This window comes from Streptomyces endocoffeicus (assembly GCF_016741935.1).
Lineage (GTDB): Bacteria > Actinomycetota > Actinomycetes > Streptomycetales > Streptomycetaceae > Streptomyces > Streptomyces endocoffeicus.
In genome coordinates this window covers 1,593,180-1,614,964 of record NZ_JAERRG010000001.1, presented here as the reverse complement: position 1 = coordinate 1,614,964, position 21,785 = coordinate 1,593,180, and the positions used below count along the sequence as shown (strand labels likewise).

Sequence of the window (21,785 nt, the reverse complement as noted above, 5' to 3'; positions counted from 1 at the left end):
TGCCCCCGGCGAGGCGGCCTCGGCGAGGCGGCCCCGGCGAGGCGGCCTTGGCCAGGCGTTCGCGGCCAGGCGTTCCCGGCCAGGTGTCCCCGGCCAGGTGTCCCCCGCGAGGCGGCCTTGGCCAGGCGCTCCCCGCCAGGCGGCCCCGCCCAGGCGCTCCCGGCGAGGTGGCCTCGCCGCGACGGCCCCCGCGAGGCGGCCCGTCAGCTCCCGGCCACGGCCGCCCGTCAGCTCCCGGCCAGGGGCGGGCGGTGCGGTTCGATGACCGTGACCCCGCCCCTGCCCCCGGAGGCCATCGTGGACAGCGCCTCCGGGACCGCGTCCAGCCCGATCACATCGGTGACCAGCAGATCCGGCCGCAGCGAACCGGCCTCGACCATCGCCATCATCGGGCCGTAGTCATGGGCGGCCATGCCATGGCTGCCCAGCAGCCGCAGCTCCAGGGCGATGACCCGGTCCATCGGGATCATCGGGGTCCCGGCGGCCGGGGGCAGCAGCCCGACCTGGACATGGCGGCCGTGGCGGCGCAGGCTCTTGATGGACGCCGCGCAGGTCCGCGGGGAGCCCAGCGCGTCGAGCGAGACATGGGCGCCGCCGCCCGTCGCGTCCGCGACCGCCTCCGCCACCGAGCCCAGGGTGGACGCCACGTCCACGCACACCGCCGCGCCGAACCGGGAGGCGAGGGCGAGCGCCTGCGGCGAGATGTCCACCGCCACCACCCGGGCCCCGGCCGCGGCGGCGATCATCACCGCGGAGAGCCCCACCCCACCGCAGCCGTGCACCGCGACCCACTCGCCCGGGGCCACCCGGCCCTGGGCGACGACGGCGCGGAAGGCGGTCGCGAAGCGGCAGCCCAGACCGGCGGCGGTGGTGAACGAGAGCTCGTTGCGTATCCCGACCAGGTTCACATCGGCGTTCTCGATCGCCACGTACTCGGCGAACGAGCCCCAGTGGGTGAACCCCGGCTGGGTCTGCCGCTCGCACACCTGCTGGGCGCCCTCCGCACAGGCGGCACAGCGCCCGCAGGCGCATACGAACGGCACGGTGACCCGCTGCCCCGGGCGCCAGTTGAGGACGTCGGGGCCGATCTCCTCTATCACCCCCGCCAGCTCATGGCCGGGGACGTGCGGCAGCCGGATGTCCGGGTCGTGCCCCATCCAGCCGTGCCAGTCGCTGCGGCACAGTCCGGTGGCCTCGACGCGGATCACCGCGCCGCGCGGGGAGGGAGCGGGGTCCTCGACGCTCCGGACGTCGGGCCGGCGCCCGAACTCGTCGAACACCACAGCACGCATGGACACCGCTCCCTCGCTCGACCACTTCCCCCATGGCCCGTGTGTCCAGGCGGGCCATAGAACCTACACCACAACCGGCCGGTATCAGCCCTTGCGGGCGGCGCCCACCGACGGCGGTTCCGCGCCCCGGCCGGTGCCCCAGGACGACGGCTCGGTGGACAGCCGGTGGGCCAGCTTCCCGCCATGGGCCACCTGGTCCCAGTCCAGCCAAGTCCGCGCCACGTTCCGGCCGTTCAGCGACACACTCCGGACATATCGCTTGGCGTCGCTCGCGCCCGGCGCGGTGACCGTGAGCGTGCCGCCCTGCCGGGTGCCGTAGCGCCCGATACGGACCACGGCCGAGGAGAACTGCGGGCTGGACAGGGCGAGGAAGTCCCCGCCGCTCATCGTCGGGTACAGGCCCAGCGAGGAGAAGACGTACCAGGCCGACATGGTGCCGAGGTCGTCATTGCCGGTCATCCCGTCCGGCCCGGTGGTGAACAGGGTCATCGCCGCCCGCACCACGGTCGCCGCCTTCGCGGGCGCGCCCGCCCACAGATACATGTACGGGGCGTGCAGATCGGGCTCGTTGTTTGGGTTGTAGGTGGGCTTGCCGTAGTAGTCGTACGGGGCGGAGATCCAGTCATTGCGGGCGGTGCCCGCCGGATCGGTGAGCAGCTTGCCGTAGGCGAAGAAGTCGTCCAGCCGCTTCTCGGTCGCGCTCCGGCCGCCCATCAGCCCCACGAGCCCGGCCGGGTCCTGCGGCACCAGCCACTGGTACTGGTAGGCGCCGCCCTCGTGGAACTGCCGGCCCGCCTCCACCGGGTCGTACGGGGTCACCCACGCGCCGTCGGCCGTGCGCGGCCGGAACTGCCCGATCGAGGCGTCCCACAGCGTGCGGTACGTCTGGCCGCGCTCGGCGAACATCCGGGCGTCGGCGCGGTGTCCGAGCCCGCGCGCCATCAGGGCGAGCGCGGCGTCCGCGGCCGAGTACTCCAGGGTGGCCGAGGCCGGGTGGACGCAGTCGTTGTCGCCGCCCTTGTCGGCGCAGTCGGTGCCGAGCTTCAGCCCCGAGGGGACGTAGCCCAGCTCGCGGTAATAGTCCACTCCGGAGCGGCCGTTGTAGGGGGAGTCGGCGGGCGGGGTGCTGGTGGCGTTCTTCTTCAGCAGCGCGTACGCCTCGTCCTCGTGCCCGGCCAGCAGGCCCTTGGACCACGCCTCGACGAGGAAGGGGGTCACCGGGTCGCCCGTCATGATGTTGGTCTCGCTGTTGGCCAGCGCCCAGCGCGGCAGCCAGCCGCCGTCCCGGCCGATGGCGACGACCGACAGCGCCACATCGCGGGCCACCCCCGGCTCCACCATCTCCAGCAGCTGGTTCTGCGGCCGGTAGGTGTCCCACAGCGAGAAGTTCTGGTACGGGGTGTAGCCGGAGGCGGTGTGGGTCGCGCCGTCGAAGCCGGTGTAGCGGCCGTCCACGTCGCCCGCCACGTTGGGGTGCAGCTGGGCGTGGTACAGCGCGGTGTAGAAGGCGCGCTGCCGCTCCTCGGTACCGCCGCCGACCCGGATCGCGTCGAGCTTCTTCCGCCAGGTGTCGTGCAGCGCGGCGCGGGTGGCGTCGAAGTCGTACGAATCCCCGGTCTCGGCCGCGAGGTTCTTCCGGGCACCCTCGGGGCCGGTGTACGACAGCCCGACCTTGACCACGACATCCCGGTCCTGGGCCGCGTCGAAGGTGGCCCAGGCGCCGTTGCCGCCCTCTCCGGCCGCCTCGCGGGAGCCGGGGGCGGGGGTGGTGCCGCGCCAAGTGCCGTAGGAGGCGAAGGGGCGGTCGAAGGTGGCGGTGAAGTAGACGGTGTGCCGGTCCTTCCCGGCGCAGAAGTTCCCGGCCTCCACCCGGCCCTCGACGGTCCGGTCGCCGACCACGCGGATCTCGGAGCCGAAGACCTTCTGATTGGCCTTGCCGGTATTGAACAGCACATTGGCGGCGCCGGTGGCCGGGAAGGTGTAGCGCTGCCAGCCGGTGCGCTGGGTGGCGGTCAGTTCGGCGTCGATGCCGTAGGACTTCAGGCCCACCCGGTAGTAGCCCGGGGTGGCCTCCTCGTCGTCATGGCTGTAGGTGGAGCGGTAGTGGTCCGGGTCGACGTCGCTGACCGCGCCGGTCGTCGGCATGATGGGCAGCTCGCCCGCCACCCCGCAGCCGACCCCGGACAGATGGGTCTGGCTGAAGCCGTGGATGGCGTTCTGGTCGTAGTCGTAGCCGCCCTGGCCGCCGGTGTCCGGGCTGACCTGGACCATGCCGAACGGGGCGCTCGCCCCGGGGAAGGTGTTGCCGAAGTTCTCGGTGCCCACGAACGGATGGACCAGCGAGGTGGGGTCGGCCGGAGGGGACGCGGCCGCGGCGGCCGCGGCGCCCGGCGGCCCCAGCAGACCGCCGCCCAGCAGCGCCGCCGTCATCACGCCCGCGACCGTGCCCGCAGCGCGCGCACGGATTCCACCGATCAGCGACCGCATGGGACGCACCTCCGTCTGACAACGTTGTCGACCAGGGTCGCGAAACTTTGGCACGGGGGCTGGGCGGTGTCAATGACCCGTGCGCGAGCGGGTCTTTGTGAGCGCGCACGGGGCCATGGCGCGCGAGGCGCTATCGCTTGTCGCGCTGCCCGTCGGCGAGCTGACGGGACGTCTCGCCGGCTCCGGCGCCCCGCTGGGCCCGCTCGGCGATGGTCGGGAACAGTCCGCCGATGGCGCTGCCCAGGCGCAGCTCCAGCGGGGCCACGTTCACCTCGGCCCGGTTCCGCTCGATCGCCCGGATCGTCGCGGCCGCCACCCGCCGGGAGGAGACCGTACGGACCCCGGTGGGGAGGGACGACCCCGCGTCGGCGAACATCCCGGCGTCGCCCACGAATCCGGGCTGCACCAGCGAGACCCCGACCCCCGTGCCGTGCAGGTCCTGCCGCAGCCCGAGGGTGAAGCCGCGCAGCCCGAACTTGGCCGCGTTGTAGAGCGCCGCGCCGGGGGAGGCCGTACGGCCCGACAGTGAGCCGATCATCACCAGGTGGCCGGAGCCCGCCTCCACCATGCGCGGCGCCATCAGCCGGGACAGCAGCATCGGCGCGCGCAGATTGACATCGAGGGCGCGGTCCAGCTCCTCGGGCCGGTAGTCCAGGACCGGGCCGCTGGCGGGCAGCGCGGCGTTGGCGATGAGGATTCGGGCGTTCGCCGCCTCCTCGACGAGCCGCTCCACATCGGACCGTTCGGCCAGATCGGCGACGATCGCCCGGCCGCCCAGCCGCTCGGCCAGCGGCCGCAGCACCTCCTCACGGCGCCCGGTGAGCAGCAGCTTCGCGCCCTTGGCCGCGAAGGCGCGGGCCAGTGTCTGGCCGATGCCGCCGGTGGCCCCGGTGAGCAGGACGGTCGTGCCGGCGATCCGCATGCGATCTCCTCCGGTTACGGTCGAGTACGTTCTGGGCACGGTACTGCGTATGCGCTCCGCGCATGGCATGGGCCCCGGTCCGCCACGTACGCACGCGGCGCCCAGGGGCTGGGCGGCCTCCGCGTCTCGCATCGGCCGCCGTTCTCTGGGCCGTTTCCTCCGGGCGAGCACGGCTAAGCGCTCCGCGGAAAGTGTCGCGATGCGTCGTCGGCCGACTGCGGCACCGTCGTGGCTGGTCGCGCCCGCGCGGCGGAGCCGCATATCGACACAGCCCCGCGCCCCTTCGGGGCCCGAACCGTAGCGGTCTGGTCGGTCGGGGCGCAGGGCGGGGCCGGGGGAGTGGGCATCTGACCCCGTACCCGCGCGGGGCGGCGGCCCGTTGCTCTCCGGGGGGCAAGGGCGGGCAGGCCGCTCAGGTGAGCCGCAGGCGCCTGGGTGGTTACCCGTCGCGGGGGGCCGGGGTGCCCAGGCCGTAGACGCGGCGGGCGTTGTCCGCGCCCAGCAGCGCGGCCACCCGGCGGGCGTCGCGGCGGGACCAGGCGCCCTCCGCCACCCAGTGGGTCAGCAGCCCGGTCAGCGCCTCCCGGAAGAGCCGCGCCCCCACCACATACAGTTCGGGCAGACCGTAGGCGTCGGTCGAGAAGAGCACCTTGCCGAACGGGGCGAGTTCCAGCATCTCGGCGAGCACCGCCCCGGCCCGCGCCCCGGTGTGCGACAGGGCCAGCCCCACATCGGCGTACACATGCGGGAAGACGGCGGCCAGATAGGCGGCGCCGCGGTGGTACGGATAGCCGTGCAGCAGGATCAGCGTGCAGCCCGTGGGGCGCACGGCGCGGATGAAGTCGGTGAGGGCGAGCGGATCGCAGCGATCCAGCCGCAGATCGGGATCGCCGAACCCGGTGTGCAGTTGCAGCGGCAGCCCGGTGTACGCCGCCGACCACAGCAGATGGCGCAGCAGCACGGGGTCGGTGACCCGGGCGGCGGCGGTGCCGCCCTGGGCGCGCCGGGCCAGCCAGTGTTCGGCGGCGGTGTGGACGGCGCCGGGGCCCGGTGGGTCGGGCTCGAAGTCCAGGCCGTAGCGGTAGGCGGCCACCGATTTGAAACCGGCTGCCGTACGGGCCGCCTCCCGGATCCCGTCCGCCATCCCCGTCAGGAAGTCGTCGGCGGTCAGCGAGGTGTCCGCGATCCGCTCCGCCAGCTGCTCGAGACGGACGATCTCATGGGCGGTGCCGCCCGCCGCGAGGGCCAGCTCCTGAGGGGTGGTCAGATTGCCCGGCAGCCCGGTGTCCACCAGGAACTCGCTGATCCCGGCGGCGCCCAGCAGCCGCCGGGTCACCTCCCGCGCGCCCAGCTCGCGCCGCCGGGCGAGGTAGGGGGCGGGCGGGCAGTGCGGTTCGAGGTCCAGCAGCGGCGGACACCAGCGGCGCACCGCGAACCCCAGCTGGCTGTCGAAGAAGGTGGTGCCGAGCGCGGCGGGCGCGTCGGATTCGGTCAGGAGCGCCTCGAACTCGGCCGGGCCCAGCTCGGAGCGGGCCACCCCATGGCAGTGGTGGTCCACCAGGGGCGGCAGCGGCGGCTCGGTCGGATCCGTCTGCTCGGCGGCCTCCATCGGTCAGTACCGCCTCCGGGTCGCGATGGCGATCTCGCGCGGGGACGACTTCTCGAACAGGGCGGACTCCGCCCGGCGCACCGCGGCGATGGACTCGAAGAGCGGATCGCCCAGCGCCTCGCGCAGCACGGTCGAGTCCTCGAAGTGCTCCAGCGCCGTCAGCAGCGAGGTGGGCAGCCGCCGCTCGCGTCCCTCGACGGCCGGGTCCCCGGAGACGGGTGGGGGCAGGGAGAGCCCGGCGTCCAGCCCGCCGAGGCCCGCGGCGATGACCGCGCCCGCCACCAAGTAGGGGTTGGCCGCCGGGTCGAAGGACTTGATCTCGGCGTTGGAGGCGCCCGGGTCGTCCGGTGCGCCGGTGATGAAGCGCACCGCGGCCTCCCGGTTCTCCAGGCCCCAGCACTGGTACGCCCCGGCCCAGCGGGAGGGTTCGAGCCGGAGGTAGCTCGCGGGGGTGGGGGCGCCGATGGCGAGCAGGGCGGGCAGCTCGCGCAGCACCCCGGCGAGGAACGCCTCGGCCGTCGCGGTCATGCCGTCGGGCCCGTCGCCGTCCCGGCACAGATTGCGGTCCCCCTGCCACAGGCTCAGATGGAGATGGGCGCCGTTGCCGACCCCGCCCGGGTCCACCACCGGGCCGAACATCGGGTTGAACCCGGCGCGCCCGGAGCACGCCCGGATCGTCTCCCGCACCAGTACGGCGAGATCGGCGGCGCCGACCGGATCGGCGGGCGCCAGGGACACCTCGAACTGCCCGGGGGAGTACTCGGGGTGGAGCTGGTGCACCTCGGCCTGTTGCGCGTCCAGCGCGCCCAGCAGATCGGCGAGGTAGTCGGCGAGGTCGACCACCCGCGCCATGCCGTAGGCGGGGCCCGCGGTGGGGTACCGCGGCGGGTCCTGGTCCGGGTCGCCCGTGGTGACGACCCACTCGGTCTCGAACCCCATGCGCACGGTCAGCCCCCGCTCCCGCGCCCGCTCGGTCATCCGCCGGGCGAACAGCCGCTGGCAGACGGGGTGCGCCCGGCCCCGCTGGTCGTACCGGTCGACCGGGGCCCAGGCCCAGCCGGGCTGCGCGGCCAGCGGGGTGAGCCGGTCCAGGTCGGGGAGGAGCCGCAGATCCCCGTCCGGGCCGCCGACATGGCGGCTGGTGGTCATGGAGTCGTCCACGAGATAGACGTCGAAGACGGGGGACATCCCGACCCCGCGTCGCGCGGCCTGGGGCAGCCGCGCGGTGGGCACGGACTTCACCCGGGTCAGACCCGCGTTGTCCACCCAGGTCAGCGCGATGGCCTGGATGCCGTTCGCGGTGAGCCGCTCGGCCTCCTGCCGAGCCCGTGCGTATGCCTGCTCGCGATCCACGGTCCCCATGGGCGCCTCCTCAGCCACGTCCTGTACGCCGAGACTATTGCCTGCGGACGGTCTTGTGGTGACGCATTGTCCCGCTCGCATACGGGGTGTGACGGTGGCTTATGCCGGTCGGAGGTTGACACGACCGGCCGGGGCGTCGAGGGGATCGGCCCGCCCGCCGAGGCGTCCGGTTTCGGCCATGTAGCGGAGACCGCCTACGTCACCCGGCCCCCTCCCGGAGGATGTCGGCGAGGGAGGCGAGATACATCTCGATGGCCTGGCCGGGCTCGCGCACCCGGCGGCCCGACAACTTCCCGATCTTCTCCAGCCGGTACAGCAGGGTGTTCCGGTGGATGTGCAGCCGCTCGGCGACCCGGACCAGCGACAGGCCCCCTTCCGCCCAGCCGATCAGCGTCTCCCGCAGCGTCGGCCAGTCCGGCTGCTCGCGCAGCCGCCCCAGCACCGCCTCGGTGAACCGGGCCCGGTCGTGGGGCGGTATCGAGCCCAGCAGATGCGGCACCCGCAGCTCCGAGGCGATGAAGACCCGCTCGCCGGGGAAGACCGCCGGTCCGGTGCGCAGCGCCGTCGCAGCGTCGCGGTAGGAGTCGTGCATCCCGGCCGCCCCGGCCGCCGGCTCGCCGACGGCCATCCGGCCGTCCAGGCCATGGCGCTCCGCGAGCAGCGCCAGCAGGTGCTCGCACCGTTCGGGCAGCCGCTCCGGGGCCGCGCGCCCCTCGTGCGCGGCGGCCAGCACCGCGTACCGGCCCGCGGTCTGCTCGCCCGCCACGTCCTGGCGGTCGCGGAACACCTCCCGCACCGTCCGCAGCACCGTCAGCCGGGACACCGCCGCGGGGCCCTCGTCCGCCCGGTCGGGGGTGCCCGCCGAGCGCACCTCCAGCAGCACCGCGCTCCGGGCCACCCCGGGCGAGAGCCCCAGCTCGACCGCGCGGGCGGCCACCGCCTCCGGGCCGACCACCTCGGGGTCGTAGAGCGCGATGTCCCGGACGAAGTCGTCGACCGCCCGCTCATGGAGCATCCGCGAGCGCAGCAGCGCCGCCTCCTCCAGCAGGATCTCGGTCTGCCGCCGCACCACCAGGCCGAAGCGGTGCACCTCCTCGGGCACCCCGGTCAGACAGACGGTGCCGATCACCTCCTCCCCGACGGTGATCGGCAGGCTCATCCCGGGCCGTACGCCCCGCATCCGGCCCGCCTGCTCGGCGCTGTGGGTGGCGGGGCGCCCGGTGCGCACCACCTCCAGGGACGCCTCGTGGACGGTGCCGACGCGCGCGAGGTCGCCACAGCCGATGACGACGGCCCCGGGATCGGTGATCAGCACATTGAAACCGGTGATCCGCCCGATGTCGCGGGCGATCTCCTGTGCCAGCTCCGGCGTCAGTACGGGGGGGCCGCCGAGCGGGCCGCCAAGGTGGTCCATGGGCGGATCGTACAGACGTACCCGTTCTCAGGTCGATGTCTTCGTACACTTCGAACGATGACCAGGGGCCCATCGCTGCCTACCGTCTTCCGTCAACACCACCGGGCGCCCCGCACCGCCCGGCCATCCGTCCCCTCCTCCCCAGGAGCCCTCCTCAGGAGACGGCCATGAGCACAGCATCCCTGGAGAAGTCCCGTCCCACCCGCACTCACTGGCTCATCACGCTGTACGCCGGCGGCGGTGAGTTCTGCGACGGCTACATCCTCAGCATCATCGGCGTCGCGCTTCCGCTCCTCACCGCCGACTACCACCTCAACTCCTTCGACGCCGGAGTGGTCGGCTCGGCCTCCCTGGTCGGCATGTTCGCCGGTGGCCTGGTCTTCGGCTATGTCACCGACCGGGTCGGGCGGCAGAAGGTCTATCTCTTCGACATCGCCGCCTTCATCCTGCTCTCCGCGGCCCAGTTCTTCGTCGCCGATCCCTGGCAGCTCACCGTGCTGCGCTTCCTCATGGGCATCGCCATCGGTGCCGACTTCGCGATCGCGGGCACCATCGCCTCCGAGTTCGCGCCGCGGAACTCCCGGGGACCGCTGCTGGTCATCATGGTCACCATGTGGTCGGTCGGCGCCGCCGTCGCGTACGTCGTCGGCTGGGCGATGCTGTCCTCCGGCCATGACGACTGGCGCTGGATGCTCGCGAGCAGCGCGATACCCGCCGTCCTCATCCTCCTGCTGCGCTTCGGCACCCCCGAGTCCCCGCGCTGGCTGCTCAGCAAGGGCCGCGGCCAGGAGGCGGAGGCCGTGCTGAAGCAGATGCTCGGCCCGGACGCGAGCCTGGACGACCTGGAGGCCGACACCGCCTCGCGCACCCGCTACGGCGATATCTTCCGCGGCGCCTATCTGCGGCGGACCGTCTTCGTCAGCGTCTTCTGGGCGTGTCAGCTGCTGCCGATCTACGCCATCACCACCTACGAACCCACCATCCTGTCCTCCTTCGGACTGGCCGACGGCAACGACTCCTACCTCGGCTCGGTCGTGGTGCAGATCTTCTTCGTGCTCGGCTCGCTCTCGGGGATCCTGGTCATCAACAGGGGGCGGCGCACCCTGCTCCTGTGGAGCTTCGGCCTCTCCGCGATCCCCCTGCTCGGCCTCGCCGCCCTCGCCCACCCCTCACCGGCCGTCGTGATCGTCCTCTTCGCGGCCTTCGGCGTGGCGTGCTTCTCCAGTCAGTGCCTCCAGGCCATCTACCCCTCCGAGCTGTTCCCGACCGGGGTCCGGGCCACCGCCAACGGCTTCGCCACCGGCATCAGCCGCGTCGGCGCCGCCATCGGCACCTGGGGAGCGCCCGTCGTCCTCGACCACAGCACCCGGCTGGCCATGTTCCTCGGCGCGGTGATCTGCGCCATCGGCTGGGGAACGTCGTACATCCTCGCCCCGGAGACCAGCGGGCTCACCCTCGCCGACGCCAGTGCGGCGGATACGGACCACAGCCGCCGCGGGCGGTCGCGTGCCCGCCGTGAGACCTCTTCGACCACACCGTCCCCCGCGGTGAAGGAGCCCTCATGACCTTTCCGGACACCCCGCCTTCCACGGTCACGATCGTCGGTGGCGGAGTCGTCGGCCTGGCCTGTGCCCACTACCTCAGTGGCGCCGGGCTGCGGGTCACCGTCCTCGAACGCGACCGGCTGGGCAGTGGCGCGTCCCGCGGCAACGCCGGGGAGGTCTGCCCCGACCTGGTCGAACCGCTGGCCGCGCCCGGTGTCATCGGTACGGCGCTGCGCGGGCTGCACCGCCAGGACAGCGCGCTGGCGATCCACCCCCCGGGCGGTGCCGAACTGCTGCGCTTCCTGGTCCGGTTCGGGCTGCGGGCCACCTCGCGCCACCACGCGCGGGGGGCCGCCGCCCTCGGTGCTCTCGCGAGCGGCACCTTCGGGCTTTTCGAGGAGCTGGAGGCGGCCGGGGTGGACGGGGAGGCGCACAAGGACGGCTTCCTGTTCGCCTTCCCCTCCCGCGAGTACGCCGCCGAGGCGCTCGCCGCCTTCCGCCGGCTGGACGCGCCCATCGCGCCCGGCGGTGTGCTGGAGGGGGCCCGTCTCGCGGCGGCGGAGCCCTCGCTCACCGAGGGCGCGCGGGCGGGGTTCGTGGTGGAGCGTCAGTGGTCCCTGGACCCCTCGCTCTTCGTGGACCGGCTCGCCGAGCGGCTGCGGCGGCAGGGCGTCGAACTGGTCGAGGGCGCCCGGGTGTCGGCCGTCACGGACCGCGGTGGCCGTACCGAGGTGCGCACCTCGGCGGGGACGTACACCGGTGACGCGGTGGTCATCGCGGCGGGCGTCTGGTCGCGCGAACTGGTCCGCGGACTCGGCCTGGACATCGACCTGGTGGCGGGCAAGGGGTACAGCTTCTCGGTGGCGGCCGAACCGCCGCCGTCCCGGCTGGTCCACCTCGGCGCGGCCAAGGTGGTGCTCACTCCGATGGGCAAACGGGTCCGGGTCGCCGGGACGATGGAGTTCGAGCGTGACGCCGACCGGTTCCGGGGGCGCCGTATCGAGGCCATCGTCGCCGCCGCGCGCCCGTATCTGCGCCATGCCGACTGGGACGACCGCCAGGAGGAGTGGGTGGGGCCGCGGCCCATGACCCCCGATGGGCTGCCGCTGATCGGACCGGTGCCGGGCCATCCCCGGGTGCTGCTGGCGACGGGCCACAACATGCTGGGGCTGATGCTCGCCCCCGCCACCGGCCGCATGGTGGCGGGGATGCTCACCGGTGCGGCGGATCCTGCTCTTTCCTCCGCATTCGACCCGGTACGGAACGTTCGGCGCTATCCTTGGCGTGTACATGGCGCTTCATCGGGAAGAAGGAGTTCCAGTGATCGGACGCAGGACCGTACTGGCTAGCGCGTTAGGCATCGGCGGCGGCCTTCTCCTGCCGGCGACGGGCGCCGACGCGGCGCCCGCCGACTGGTCGCGGGCGGTGGTGGACTCCACCATCGCCCGCAAACCGGACCCCACGACCCTCGGCGGCTGGGGCTACACCCAAGGGCTCTTCCTGCTGGGCGCCTACCGCGTCTACCAGCGGATCAAGGAGCCCTCGTACCTGGCCTACATCAAGGGGTGGGTGGACAACTTCGTCGACGCCGACGGCCATATGAGCCGGAGCTTCGACAACCTGGACGCGATGCAGTCCGGCAATCTGCTGCTGATCCTCCACCAGGAGACCGGCGATCCGCGCTACCGGACCGCCGCCGACCAGATCCGGGCCCGCATCACCACCTATCCGCGCACCACGGACGGCGGGATGTGGCACGCCACCGGCAAGACCAACGAGCTGTGGGGCGACGGCGTCTTCATGGCCCAGCCGTTCCTGCTGCGCTACGGCATCGCCTACGGCGACGAGACATTCGCGTACGAGGAGGTCACCAGAAACCTCTCGACGTACTTCCGCCACCTCAAGGCGTCCAACGGGCTGATCTACCACGCCTATGACGCCGACGGCGACGCCCCCTGGAAGCCCGACCCCACCACCGGCACCTCCGCCCACTTCTGGGCACGGGCCATCGGGTGGACCGCGATGACCCATGTCGAGGTGCTGGAGCTGCTGCCCGCGAAACATCCGCGCCGCGCCGAACTGCTGGACAACGTAAGGCACTTGGCGAAGGGCTTCGCGCGCTACCAGGACCCGGCCACCGGCCGCTGGTTCCAGGTCGTCGACAAGGCGAGCGACCCCGGCAACTGGACCGAGACCTCCGCCTCCAGCATGTACACCCTGATGCTGCACGCGGCGCTGCAGCACGGCTGGATCGCCGGTGGCGGCTACGCCTCGGCGGTGCGCCGGGGGTATCAGGGCGTGCTGAAGAAGGTGTCGGTCGGTTCCGACGGGCTGACGAACATCACCGACATCAGCGAGGGCACCAACGTCGGGGACCTGGCCTACTACCTCGGCCGCAAGCGCAATACGAACGACCTCCACGGTCTGGGCGCCTTCCTGCTGATGAACGAGCGGCTCGCGCACTGACACACGCGCGTACGGTCGCGCCCCCGGTGGGAGCGCGACCGTACGCACGGCGGCCGCTACTTCAGTCCCACCTCGAAGACCTTGTCCGCGCCGTCCGGCTCCCCGCCGTTGTTGTCCGCGTTCGTCGTGGACAGCCACAGCGTGTTCTTGCCCGGCACGGTCTCCACGGTGCGCAGCCGCCCGTAGGAGCTGGTGTAGTACGCCTTCGGGGTGCCCGCGCTCGTCCCGTCCACCGGGATCCGCCACAGCCGCTCACCGCGCAGCGCCGCCATGTACATCGCGCCGTCGGCGTAGGTGACCCCGCTGGGCGAGGCGTCACCGGTCGGCCACTGGCGCTTGGGGCCGGTCATCCCCGAGGTGGAGCACTCGCCCTCGCAGACCGGCCAGCCGTAGTTCTTGCCCGCTTCGATGAGGTTGAGCTCGTCGTACTTGCTGTTGCCGAGCTCGGCCTCCCACAGCCGGCCCTGCGGGTCCCAGGTGATGCCCTGCGGATTGCGGTGGCCGTAGGAGTAGACGAGGGTGCCGAACGGATTGCCCGGGGCGGGCTTGCCGTCCGTGGTCATCCGCAGGATCTTCCCGTTGAGGGAGTTCTTGTCCTGGGCGAGATCGGGGGTCTGCGCCTCGCCGGTGGTGGCGTAGAGATAGCCGTCCGGGCCGAACTTGAGGCGTCCGCCATTGTGGTACTTGTTCTTCTTGATGCCGGTGACGATCGCCTTGTAGCCGCCGAGCGAGGAGCCGTCGTAGGTCATCCGGGCGATGCGGTTGCCGTCGGACGCGGTGTGCATCAGGTAGACGGCGTGGTCGGTGTTCCAGTTCGGGGAGACCGCGATGCCCATCAGCCCGCCCTCACCGTCCGTGGTCACCACATTGGGCACCGAGCCGACCTGCGTCCTGGTGCCCGACTGGGTGAGCTTGTAGACCTTGAACGAGTCGCGCTCGGTGATCAGCGCCGAGCCGTCGGGCAGCCAGCTGAGCCCCCAGGGGATCGACCAGCCGGACGAGACGGTCTTGATGTCCGAGGGAGCCGAATCGACCCGCGCCGGTGCCGCGTTGCCCGCGCCGGTCTGGGTGAGCAGCAGCCCGGCCGCGAGTGCGGTGGTCGCGGCCGCGGCCACGAGGGTGTTCCGGTGACTCTTCATCGCGCGCCCTCCTACTGGAGCTTGTAGGCCTTGAAGTTTCGGGTGAGCAGATACGTGGTCTGGAGGCCGCTGCTGTTCAGGCTCCGGTAGATGCCCCACTTGGGCCGCAGGTAGTTCTTGCCGCGCCACAGGTCCAGGCCGGTGCGCTTGTACGAGGCGACTTCTCTGCCGTCGGTGGTCACCGACCAGTCGGCGTACGCACCCGAGTCGGCCGCCTTGACCTCGACCGACACATCGCTCCACTTGCCCTGGATCGGCGCCATGTTCGCGGCGCCGGCCTCGGTGAGGTTGTCGTCGTCGTCCGACGTCCGTATCTCGACCTTCGGGCCGTCGCCGTGCTGGTGCAGCGACATGGTGAACAGCGGGGCGGCCACGTCCCCCACCTTGATCTGCATGATGTGGGTGAAGCCGGTGGTCGCGTCGAGGGTGTCCGGCACATACATCTGGTACTGGATCCGCCAGGTCTCGTTCTTGAGGATCTTGACGGCGGATCCGTCCTGCTTCATGCCCCTGACCTCTTGGCGCTGGCGGTCGGTGCTGGTGTCGACGTCCTTGGGGTAGTGGATGTCGGTGCGGAAACCGTCCTGGTACGGGTAGATGTGGGTGACGCCGGGATGGGAGTCGGCGCGGTCGTCCTCGGCGCCCTCGAACGCGGAGGCGACGCTCGCCCCCGACGCGGGGTTCCACTTGAGGCTCCAGGACGCGGCCGGCGCCTGCGGGGACCGCTCGGCGCCGTAGGCGACCGCGGCCGGGGCGATCAGCGCGGCCGTGGCCGCGAGGGTCAGGGCGGTGCGCGGTAAGAGCGGTGGGCGCTCCATCAAGGATTCTCCTGTCTGATCCTTGTTCACATCGAGGGACAGTAAGGAAAGCTTCCTAATGCGTCAACAGGTTCAGCCGCGCGTCACCCGGAAGACGACCGTGCCGTGCGCGGGCACCGAGGCGCTGATCGAGCCGCTCGTGGTGGAGGTGGCCTTCGACCACAGGTCCTTCAGGCGGTACGAGGAGGAGCCGCCGAGGCCGATCGCGCTCGCCGTCGTCGAGATCGTCTTGCTGGACGAGTTCTCGTTGAGCAGCGCCACGGCGCGGTCGCCGTTCGCCAGCTGCTTGGCGTACACGGTCGTTCCGCCGCTGGAGGAGACGATGGTGGCCTGCTTGCCCAGGGTGTCCTGGTCGAGCGCGATGATGTCGGTGTTCTTCAGGATCGACTGGGTGGTGGCGGAGGCGTCGCGGATGTCGCTGCCGATCAGCAGCGGCGCCGCCATCATCGCCCACAGGCTGAAGTGGGTGCGGTACTCGGTAGTGGTCATCCCGCCGTTGCCGACCTCCAGCATGTCCGGGTCGTTCCAGTGGCCGGGGCCCGCGTACTGCGCCAGGTCGTCGTTGATGTGCAGCTTGTCGATCATGCTGGACCACTTGTCGCTGATGTCGCCGGTGGTCCGCCAGGAGTTGCCGACCGGCTCGCCCCAGGTCCACACCTTGGGGTTGGTCTGACCCCATTCGCACAGCGAGTAGACGATCGGCCGGCCGGTGGCCGCGAGCGCGTCGCGCATGGCCTTGTAGCGCTGCTGGGCGTCGACGCCCTGGTTGTTGCAGTTGTCGTACTTGAGGTAGTCCACACCCCAGGAGGCGAACAGCTTGGCGTCCTGCTTCTCGTGGTTCAGTCCGCCCGGGAAGCCGCCCCCCGCGTTGCAGGTCTTGGTGCCGGCGCTGGTGTAGATCCCGAACTTCAGCCCCTTGGCGTGCACATAGTCCGCCACGGCCTTGATGCCGTTCGGGAAGCGGGTGCGGTTGGGCACCAGATTGCCGTCCGAGTCCCGGCTGGGCTCGGCCCAGCAGTCGTCGATGTTGACGTACGTGTAGCCCGCGTCCTTGAAACCGAGCCTGATGAACGCGTCGGCGACGCCCTTGACCATGGACTCGTTGAAGGAGGCGTCGCAGTGCGTGGCGTTCCAGTTGTTGAAGCCCATCGGGGGCGTACGGGCCACGCCGTTGTCGAGCGCCGCGGCCCGTGGCGCGGCCGTGGTGAGGCCGACGGTGAGGGCTCCGGCGGCGACCGTGGTGACCGCGATGGCGGTTGCGAGACAGGAGCGGAGTCTGCGCGATCGTGCCGATCTCTGCATGATCATCTCCTTTGGGCGTGACAATGCATCGCGGAAGGTAGGAGGTATGGCGTGATGAGTCAAGGATTGGTGTGGACCAAGAGCGAGATCTGATGGGGGTTCAGCGATGAGAATGCGCCAACTGCCTGTGCATTCCGCTTGGTTGGCTCCACCTGGTTCGATTATGCGTGGCGTGGCCATCGAAAGAGATCGGAGGACTTTTTTGCTGCACGCTTCTTGACCGCACCCCGACCGCTGGTAACCCTGCAACAGAACGGAACATCACCACGCTCCATCCCTCCATCGGCATTCACGGCTCGGAGAAGGAGCCCCCCATGGGCCGCAGATCGCGCCACCGCCTCGGCGCCTGGCTGGCCGCCGTGCTGTCAGCCGTCGTCACCCTCGCCCTCACCGGTCCCACCCCGGCTCGGGCCGAGGTCACCAACCCCCGGCAGCAGTGGCTGCGCCAGTCCCAGGCGGGACTCTTCCTGCACTGGGGCATGCGCACCTCGCCCGGCTACACCAGCTGCTCCGCCTGGGAGAAGGCGGTCACCGACGGTGGCTGGGACGCCGACTACTGGGTGGCCGAGGCCAAGAAACTGCACGCCTCCTATCTGGTGCTCGCCTCGTTCCACAGCCGTCTGGGCTATGCGCGGGCCTGGCCGTCCGCCGTCCCCGGAAGCTGCTCCACCAAGCGGGACTTCCTCGGCGAGCTGATCGACGCGGCGAGCGCCCAGGGGCTGAAGGTCATGCTCTACATGACCGACGATCCGCAGTGGCATGCCGAGGGCGGCCACGAATGGCTCGACTCGGCGGCCTACTCGGCGTACAAGGGTCATGACGTCGACCTGACCACACGCGACGGCTTCGGCGAGTACTCCTACGACAACTTCGTGGAAGTGATGCGGAAGTACCCGAAGCTGTCCGGGTTCTGGATCGACAACGACAACGACTACTGGATCGACCACGGGCTCTACGAGAAGATCCGCGCCGACCGCCCCGGCTGGCTGCTGAGCAACAACAACGAAGACACGCCGATCATGGACACGGTCAGCAATGAGCAGAAGACCGGGATGACCCCGGCCTATGACTACCCCCAGGCCATCTGGACCCCGCAGCCCCGGCTCACCGAGGCCTGCTTCAAGCTGCCCAGCAGCGGGGCCTGGTGGTACAGCGGCACCGACTCGGCGGTGGACCAGGGACTCACCCTCGGCCGGCTGATCAGCGACTCCGGATCCTCCGTCAAATCCCTCATGGCCGAGACCGCCCAGGTGAACGGGCGGTTCCCCGGCAAACAGGAGGCGTTCAACAACTACGCCAAGACCTATCTCGACAAAATCTGGGGATCGCTGGGCGGCACCGAGGGCGGTGGCTACTCCTACGGCGGGCTCCAGCCCGGCGCCTGGAACGACGGCGCCCACGGGGTGACCACGGTGAGCACGGCCGACCCCGACCGCCACTTCGTCCACGTCCTCACCCGGCCCTCGGGCTCCACGCTGACGTTGCGGGACAACGGCTACCAGGCGACCGGCGTCACCGACTACCGCACCGGGAAGAAGCTCGACTTCCGCCAGAGCGACGGCCGGATCACCATCTCCGGCATCACCGACTGGGATCCGTACGACACCGTCCTCGCCGTCCGCACCGACGGCCGCCAGGGCATCGTCCCGCCCGGTTCCATCACCGCGAGCGCCAGCGTCTCCGCGAGTGGCCACCCCGCCTCCGCCGTGCTCGACGGCGATCCGCAGACGTACTGGGACAACACCACCACCCTGCCCGCCTCGGTCACCCTCGATCTGCGGTCCGCCAAGAGCATCCGCTATCTGGCCGTCAACCAGCGGGAGTGGTCGGTCTCCTACGCCCGCTCCGACACCGAGCAGTCCGCCCGCATTCGCGACTACCAGGTGCATGTCTCCGACAACGGACGCGACTGGGGCAGCCCGGTGGCCTCCGGAACGCTGCCCAGCGCCCGCGGTGTGCGGTTCATCGACATCCCCGCCACCACCAAGCGCTATGTCCGGCTCACGGTGAACAGCACCTGGGCCGCGGCCACCGACACCAAGCACTACCGCAAGCTGCTGCTGGACGAGGTGCGCATCGGATCCGCCTACCCAGGGAGCGGCCGCACCACCACCGACGGCGGGGCACCGCGGATCCGGACCGCCCGCTGACGGCCCGTCCGCCCCGTCCCGTTGATTCATCCCCCACCCAGATGGAAGGCAGGTCGAAGCCATGAACGACACCACACCGCGCACGGCACCCGAGGGGGCGGACCGCACCCGTACCGAGGCCGGCGAGACCGCGTGGCAGACACCCGACTACGTGGTCGTGGAGACCGCGCTCGAGGTCACCGCCTACTCGCTGAACGCCCGCTGAGCTCCCCGCCATGCGCGTGCGCGTGCTCGGCACCGCGGCGGGTGGCGGCGTACCCCAGTGGAACTGCGCGTGCCCCGGATGCTCCGGGGCACGCGCCCACCCGGGGTGGCGCCGCCGCCATGCCTCGCTCGCCGTCCAGGCCGACGAAGGCCGCTGGTATCTGGTCAACGCCACCCCCGACCTCGGCGACCAGGTCGAGGACTGCCCCGAACTGCACCCCGGGCCCGAACCGCGCCGGACCCCGCTGGCCGGGGTGATCCTCACCGACGCCGAACTCGACCACACCCTCGGCATCGCCCGGCTGCGCGAGGCGGACGCCATCGAGATCGTGGCCACCGCCCCGGTGCGGCACGCCCTGCTGACCGGGCTCCACCTGGGCGAGGTCCTCACCCCCTACGCCCGGCTGGACTGGCGCCCCCTCGGCCCCGGGGACCGGCCGCTCGCCGAGGGCTCGGCGCTCGCCGTCGGCGCCGTCCCCGTCTCCGCCAAACGCCCCCGCTACGCGGCCGGACTCGACGCCCCGGACGACGACGCCTGGGTGGTCGCCCTGCGGCTGACCGACCGTGCCACCGGCCGCTCCCTCCTCTACGCCCCCGCGCTCGCCGCCTGGCCCGACGCCTTCCAGCGCGCCGCGGAAGAAGCCGACTGCGTGCTCGCCGACGGCACCTTCTGGTCCGATGACGAGCCCCTCACCAGCGGCTTCGGCTCGCGTACCGCCACCGCCATGGGCCATCTGCCGATCGAAGGACCGGACGGCACGGCGCACCGGCTGGCCGCGCTCGATGCGCGCACCCTGTACACCCACCTCAACAACACCAACCCCCTCAACGACCCGGCCGCGCCCCAGCATTCGGGCTTGGCGGGGCTGGGCGTCGAGGTGGCCGCCGACGGGATGGTGATCGACCTGTGAGCACCCCACGGACACGGCTCGAGGAGCGGTTGCGCGCGGTCGCGCAGGAGCGCTACCACGACCGCCACCCCTTCAACGTACGGATGCACGCGGGCGAGCTCACCCCCGCCGAACTGCGCCGCTGGATCCTCAACCGCTTCCACTACCAGCGCCACATCCCCGTCAAGGACGCGCTGATCACCGCCAAGCTCGACACCTCACGGCTGCGCCGGATGTGGCTGCGGCGCATCCAGGACCACGACGGCGCCACCGACGGCGAGGGCGGCATCGAGCGGTGGCTGCGGCTCGGCGAGGCCGCCGGTCTGGACCGGGACCGGCTGCTGTCGGGTGATGAGGTGGTGCCCGGGGTGCGGCTCGCGGTCGACGGCTATGTCAACTTCTGCCGGCTGCGCGGCCCGCTGGAAGCCGTCGCCGCCTCGCTCACCGAGCTGTCCGCGCCCGGCATCATGCTCACCCGGATCGACGCCTTCGAGCGGTACTACCCCTGGATCGAGCGCGAGGGCCTGGCCTACTTCCGCAACCGGGTCGACCAGGGGCGCCGGGACAGCACCGAGGCGCTCGACCTGGTCCTGACGTGGGCGCGGACCCCAGAGGACGAGGACCGCGCGGTGGCGGCGCTCGCCTTCAAATGCGATGTGCTGTGGTCGCTGCTGGACGCGGTCGACCACGCCGACACCAAGGACGGTCCGGGGGCCGACATCAAGGACGGGCAGGGGACCGACATCAAGGACGGCCCGGGGGAGGGCACATGACCGGCCCCGGCCCCGGCACCCGACCCGCCCCGGCCGGATGGCGGCCCGCGCTGTCCCCCGCCGTGAACCTGCGCCACGACCGGGTGCGGGACGCCGATCTGCTGGTGCTGCCCGAGCGGGTGGTGGTGCTGCGCGGCAGCGCCGCGAAGATCCTGCGGCTGTGTGACGGCGACCGCGACCTCGACGCCATCGTGGCGGAACTTCAGAGCCGCTTCCCCGGCGCGCCCGTCGCCGAGGACGTGCCCGCCTTCCTCGACCGGATGCGAACCCAAGGCTGGGTCCGATGACCGCCGCGCCCCGCCCCTGGGCCCTGCTCGCCGAGCTCACCCACGGCTGCCCGCTGCACTGCCCCTACTGCTCCAATCCGCTGGAGCTGGTCCGCCGCTCCCGTGAGCTGTCCACCGCCGAGTGGACGGAGGTGCTGCGCCAGGCCGGGGAGCTGGGCGTGGTGCACACCCATCTCTCCGGCGGGGAACCGCTGTTGCGGGGCGATCTGGCCGAGATCGTCACCGCCGCCGAGTCCGCCGGGATCTACACTCAGCTCGTCACCAGCGGCGTGGGCCTGGACAGCGCCCGGCTGGCCACGCTGACCGCCGCCGGGCTGCGCAGCGTCCAGCTGTCCCTGCAACACGCCGACCCGGCCGCCTCCGACCGGATCGCCGGACACCGCTCGTACGCCGCCAAGGAACGGGCCGCCGCGCTGGTGCGCGCGGCCGGACTGCCGCTCGGGATCAATGTCGTCCTGCACCGCGACAACCTCGACGCCCTCGACGCCCTCATCCGACGCGGCCTGGACTGGGGCGCCGACCGGATCGAGCTGGCCAACACCCAGTTCTACGGCTGGGCGCTGCGCAACCGCGACGCCCTGCTGCCCACCCGCGACCAGCTCGCCCGGGCGCGGGACACGGTCCAGCGGTGGCGGGACCGGCTGGGCGGCGCCACCGACCTGGTGTGGGTCGTGCCCGACTACTTCGACGGGGTCGCCAAGCCCTGCATGGGCGGGTGGGGCGCGGTCTCGCTGACCGTCGCGCCCGACGGCACCGTGCTGCCCTGCCCCGCCGCCGCGAGCCTGCCGGACCTGGACCCGCCCAACGTCCGCGACCACCCCCTGGAGTGGATCTGGGACCACTCGGGCGCCTTCAACCGCTACCGGGGCGAGGAGTGGATGCGCGAGCCGTGCCGCGCCTGCTCCCGCCGCGCGGAGGACTTCGGCGGCTGCCGCTGCCAGGCGTACGCCCTGACCGGCGACGCCGCCCGCACCGACCCGGCCTGTGCGCTCTCCCCGGACCACGGTGTGATCCGGGCGCTGACGACGGACGCCGGGCATCCGGCCGGGGCGGGCCCCCCGGCGCCGACCGGCGGCTATGCGTACCGCAAGCCCGGAGGGTGAGGCCGGGCGCGGTTTGGCGCATA

Annotated in this window: 18 protein-coding genes; 9 read left to right on the top strand and 9 right to left on the bottom strand. The window is 71.9% G+C overall.

Features of this window, described 5'->3' with window-relative positions:
• Positions 1-227: 227 nt before the first annotated feature.
• The 6 genes from JK364_RS06000 to JK364_RS05975 form a co-directional block, all read right to left on the bottom strand.
• Positions 228-1,292: a zinc-dependent alcohol dehydrogenase family protein gene (locus JK364_RS06000; RefSeq protein WP_201848149.1), complete on the bottom strand. Its 1,065-nt coding sequence runs from the start codon at positions 1,290-1,292 to the stop codon at positions 228-230.
• Between the two features lie 84 nt (positions 1,293-1,376).
• Entirely contained in the window at positions 1,377-3,779 is a 2,403-nt protein-coding gene (locus JK364_RS05995; protein ID WP_201848148.1) for a GH92 family glycosyl hydrolase, read from the bottom strand.
• 130 nt (positions 3,780-3,909) lie between these two features.
• Complete coding sequence (locus JK364_RS05990) at positions 3,910-4,701, bottom strand: SDR family NAD(P)-dependent oxidoreductase (RefSeq protein WP_201848147.1); 792 nt, start codon at positions 4,699-4,701, stop codon at positions 3,910-3,912.
• Between the two features lie 439 nt (positions 4,702-5,140).
• A complete protein-coding gene (locus JK364_RS05985; RefSeq protein WP_201848146.1) occupies positions 5,141-6,310 on the bottom strand; it encodes an amidohydrolase family protein in 1,170 nt (389 codons plus the stop codon).
• Between the two features lie 3 nt (positions 6,311-6,313).
• Positions 6,314-7,672 carry a type I glutamate--ammonia ligase gene (locus tag JK364_RS05980; RefSeq protein ID WP_201848145.1) on the bottom strand — a complete coding sequence of 453 codons (1,359 nt, stop codon included), beginning with the start codon at positions 7,670-7,672 and terminating at the stop codon, positions 6,314-6,316.
• 199 nt (positions 7,673-7,871) lie between these two features.
• Complete coding sequence (locus JK364_RS05975) at positions 7,872-9,086, bottom strand: CdaR family transcriptional regulator (RefSeq protein ID WP_201848143.1); 1,215 nt, start codon at positions 9,084-9,086, stop codon at positions 7,872-7,874.
• A gap of 167 nt (positions 9,087-9,253) precedes the next feature.
• On the opposite strand from JK364_RS05975, the gene JK364_RS05970 reads away from it, so the two are divergent.
• Genes JK364_RS05970 through JK364_RS05960 form a run of 3 tightly spaced genes read left to right on the top strand, consistent with a single transcriptional unit; the run spans position 9,254 to position 13,096 of the window.
• The gene (locus JK364_RS05970; RefSeq protein ID WP_201848141.1) at positions 9,254-10,651 is read left to right on the top strand and encodes an MFS transporter; all 1,398 of its coding nucleotides are present in this window, start codon (positions 9,254-9,256) and stop codon (positions 10,649-10,651) included.
• A complete protein-coding gene (locus tag JK364_RS05965; protein ID WP_201848139.1) occupies positions 10,648-11,979 on the top strand; it encodes an NAD(P)/FAD-dependent oxidoreductase in 1,332 nt (443 codons plus the stop codon). Before JK364_RS05970 ends, JK364_RS05965 begins: the two co-directional genes overlap by 4 nt.
• Positions 11,951-13,096 carry a glycoside hydrolase family 88/105 protein gene (locus tag JK364_RS05960; protein ID WP_201848137.1) on the top strand — a complete coding sequence of 382 codons (1,146 nt, stop codon included), beginning with the start codon at positions 11,951-11,953 and terminating at the stop codon, positions 13,094-13,096. Before JK364_RS05965 ends, JK364_RS05960 begins: the two co-directional genes overlap by 29 nt.
• Before the next feature lie 56 nt (positions 13,097-13,152).
• Here JK364_RS05960 and JK364_RS05955 read toward each other — a convergent pair whose 3' ends face one another.
• The 3 genes from JK364_RS05955 to JK364_RS05945 form a co-directional block, all read right to left on the bottom strand.
• Positions 13,153-14,235 (bottom strand): PQQ-dependent sugar dehydrogenase, encoded by a 1,083-nt coding sequence (locus JK364_RS05955; RefSeq protein WP_201848135.1) that lies wholly within the window; start codon positions 14,233-14,235, stop codon positions 13,153-13,155.
• Positions 14,236-14,246: 11 nt separating this feature from the next.
• The gene (locus JK364_RS05950; RefSeq protein WP_201848134.1) at positions 14,247-15,053 is read right to left on the bottom strand and encodes a hypothetical protein; all 807 of its coding nucleotides are present in this window, start codon (positions 15,051-15,053) and stop codon (positions 14,247-14,249) included.
• Positions 15,054-15,125: 72 nt separating this feature from the next.
• Positions 15,126-16,355: a glycoside hydrolase family 27 protein gene (locus JK364_RS05945; protein ID WP_201848132.1), complete on the bottom strand. Its 1,230-nt coding sequence runs from the start codon at positions 16,353-16,355 to the stop codon at positions 15,126-15,128.
• A 314-nt stretch (positions 16,356-16,669) separates the two neighbouring features.
• Here JK364_RS05945 and JK364_RS05940 point away from each other — a divergent pair, with 314 nt between their 5' ends.
• The 6 genes from JK364_RS05940 to pqqE all read left to right on the top strand — a co-directional run bounded on the left by JK364_RS05940 (position 16,670) and on the right by pqqE (position 21,762).
• Positions 16,670-18,505 (top strand): discoidin domain-containing protein, encoded by a 1,836-nt coding sequence (locus tag JK364_RS05940; protein ID WP_201848130.1) that lies wholly within the window; start codon positions 16,670-16,672, stop codon positions 18,503-18,505.
• 61 nt (positions 18,506-18,566) lie between these two features.
• Positions 18,567-18,710 (top strand): pyrroloquinoline quinone precursor peptide PqqA, encoded by a 144-nt coding sequence (gene pqqA, locus JK364_RS05935; RefSeq protein WP_201848128.1) that lies wholly within the window; start codon positions 18,567-18,569, stop codon positions 18,708-18,710.
• Positions 18,711-18,720: 10 nt separating this feature from the next.
• Positions 18,721-19,620 carry a pyrroloquinoline quinone biosynthesis protein PqqB gene (pqqB, locus tag JK364_RS05930; protein WP_201848126.1) on the top strand — a complete coding sequence of 300 codons (900 nt, stop codon included), beginning with the start codon at positions 18,721-18,723 and terminating at the stop codon, positions 19,618-19,620.
• Positions 19,617-20,372: a pyrroloquinoline-quinone synthase PqqC gene (pqqC, locus tag JK364_RS05925; RefSeq protein ID WP_201848124.1), complete on the top strand. Its 756-nt coding sequence runs from the start codon at positions 19,617-19,619 to the stop codon at positions 20,370-20,372. The genes pqqB and pqqC overlap by 4 nt, the downstream gene beginning before the upstream one ends.
• Positions 20,369-20,659: a pyrroloquinoline quinone biosynthesis peptide chaperone PqqD gene (gene pqqD, locus JK364_RS05920; protein ID WP_201848122.1), complete on the top strand. Its 291-nt coding sequence runs from the start codon at positions 20,369-20,371 to the stop codon at positions 20,657-20,659. The genes pqqC and pqqD overlap by 4 nt, the downstream gene beginning before the upstream one ends.
• Positions 20,656-21,762, top strand: a complete 1,107-nt coding sequence (gene pqqE, locus JK364_RS05915) for a pyrroloquinoline quinone biosynthesis protein PqqE (protein ID WP_201848120.1) — start codon at positions 20,656-20,658, stop codon at positions 21,760-21,762. Before pqqD ends, pqqE begins: the two co-directional genes overlap by 4 nt.
• Positions 21,763-21,785 lie beyond the last annotated feature (23 nt).

What these genes read in the sequence shown, in the direction of transcription:
- JK364_RS06000 (WP_201848149.1), bottom strand. Translation starts at nt 1,292, where the DNA reads ATGCGTGCTGTGGTGTTCGACGAGTTCGGGCGCCGGCCCGACGTCCGG.
- JK364_RS05995 (WP_201848148.1), bottom strand. Translation starts at nt 3,779, where the DNA reads ATGCGGTCGCTGATCGGTGGAATCCGTGCGCGCGCTGCGGGCACGGTC.
- JK364_RS05990 (WP_201848147.1), bottom strand. Translation starts at nt 4,701, where the DNA reads ATGCGGATCGCCGGCACGACCGTCCTGCTCACCGGGGCCACCGGCGGC.
- JK364_RS05985 (WP_201848146.1), bottom strand. Translation starts at nt 6,310, where the DNA reads ATGGAGGCCGCCGAGCAGACGGATCCGACCGAGCCGCCGCTGCCGCCC.
- JK364_RS05980 (WP_201848145.1), bottom strand. Translation starts at nt 7,672, where the DNA reads ATGGGGACCGTGGATCGCGAGCAGGCATACGCACGGGCTCGGCAGGAG.
- JK364_RS05975 (WP_201848143.1), bottom strand. Translation starts at nt 9,086, where the DNA reads ATGGACCACCTTGGCGGCCCGCTCGGCGGCCCCCCCGTACTGACGCCG.
- JK364_RS05970 (WP_201848141.1), top strand. Translation starts at nt 9,254, where the DNA reads ATGAGCACAGCATCCCTGGAGAAGTCCCGTCCCACCCGCACTCACTGG.
- JK364_RS05965 (WP_201848139.1), top strand. Translation starts at nt 10,648, where the DNA reads ATGACCTTTCCGGACACCCCGCCTTCCACGGTCACGATCGTCGGTGGC.
- JK364_RS05955 (WP_201848135.1), bottom strand. Translation starts at nt 14,235, where the DNA reads ATGAAGAGTCACCGGAACACCCTCGTGGCCGCGGCCGCGACCACCGCA.
- JK364_RS05950 (WP_201848134.1), bottom strand. Translation starts at nt 15,053, where the DNA reads ATGGAGCGCCCACCGCTCTTACCGCGCACCGCCCTGACCCTCGCGGCC.
- JK364_RS05945 (WP_201848132.1), bottom strand. Translation starts at nt 16,355, where the DNA reads ATGCAGAGATCGGCACGATCGCGCAGACTCCGCTCCTGTCTCGCAACC.
- JK364_RS05940 (WP_201848130.1), top strand. Translation starts at nt 16,670, where the DNA reads ATGGGCCGCAGATCGCGCCACCGCCTCGGCGCCTGGCTGGCCGCCGTG.
- pqqA (WP_201848128.1), top strand. Translation starts at nt 18,567, where the DNA reads ATGAACGACACCACACCGCGCACGGCACCCGAGGGGGCGGACCGCACC.
- pqqB (WP_201848126.1), top strand. Translation starts at nt 18,721, where the DNA reads ATGCGCGTGCGCGTGCTCGGCACCGCGGCGGGTGGCGGCGTACCCCAG.
- pqqD (WP_201848122.1), top strand. Translation starts at nt 20,369, where the DNA reads ATGACCGGCCCCGGCCCCGGCACCCGACCCGCCCCGGCCGGATGGCGG.
- pqqE (WP_201848120.1), top strand. Translation starts at nt 20,656, where the DNA reads ATGACCGCCGCGCCCCGCCCCTGGGCCCTGCTCGCCGAGCTCACCCAC.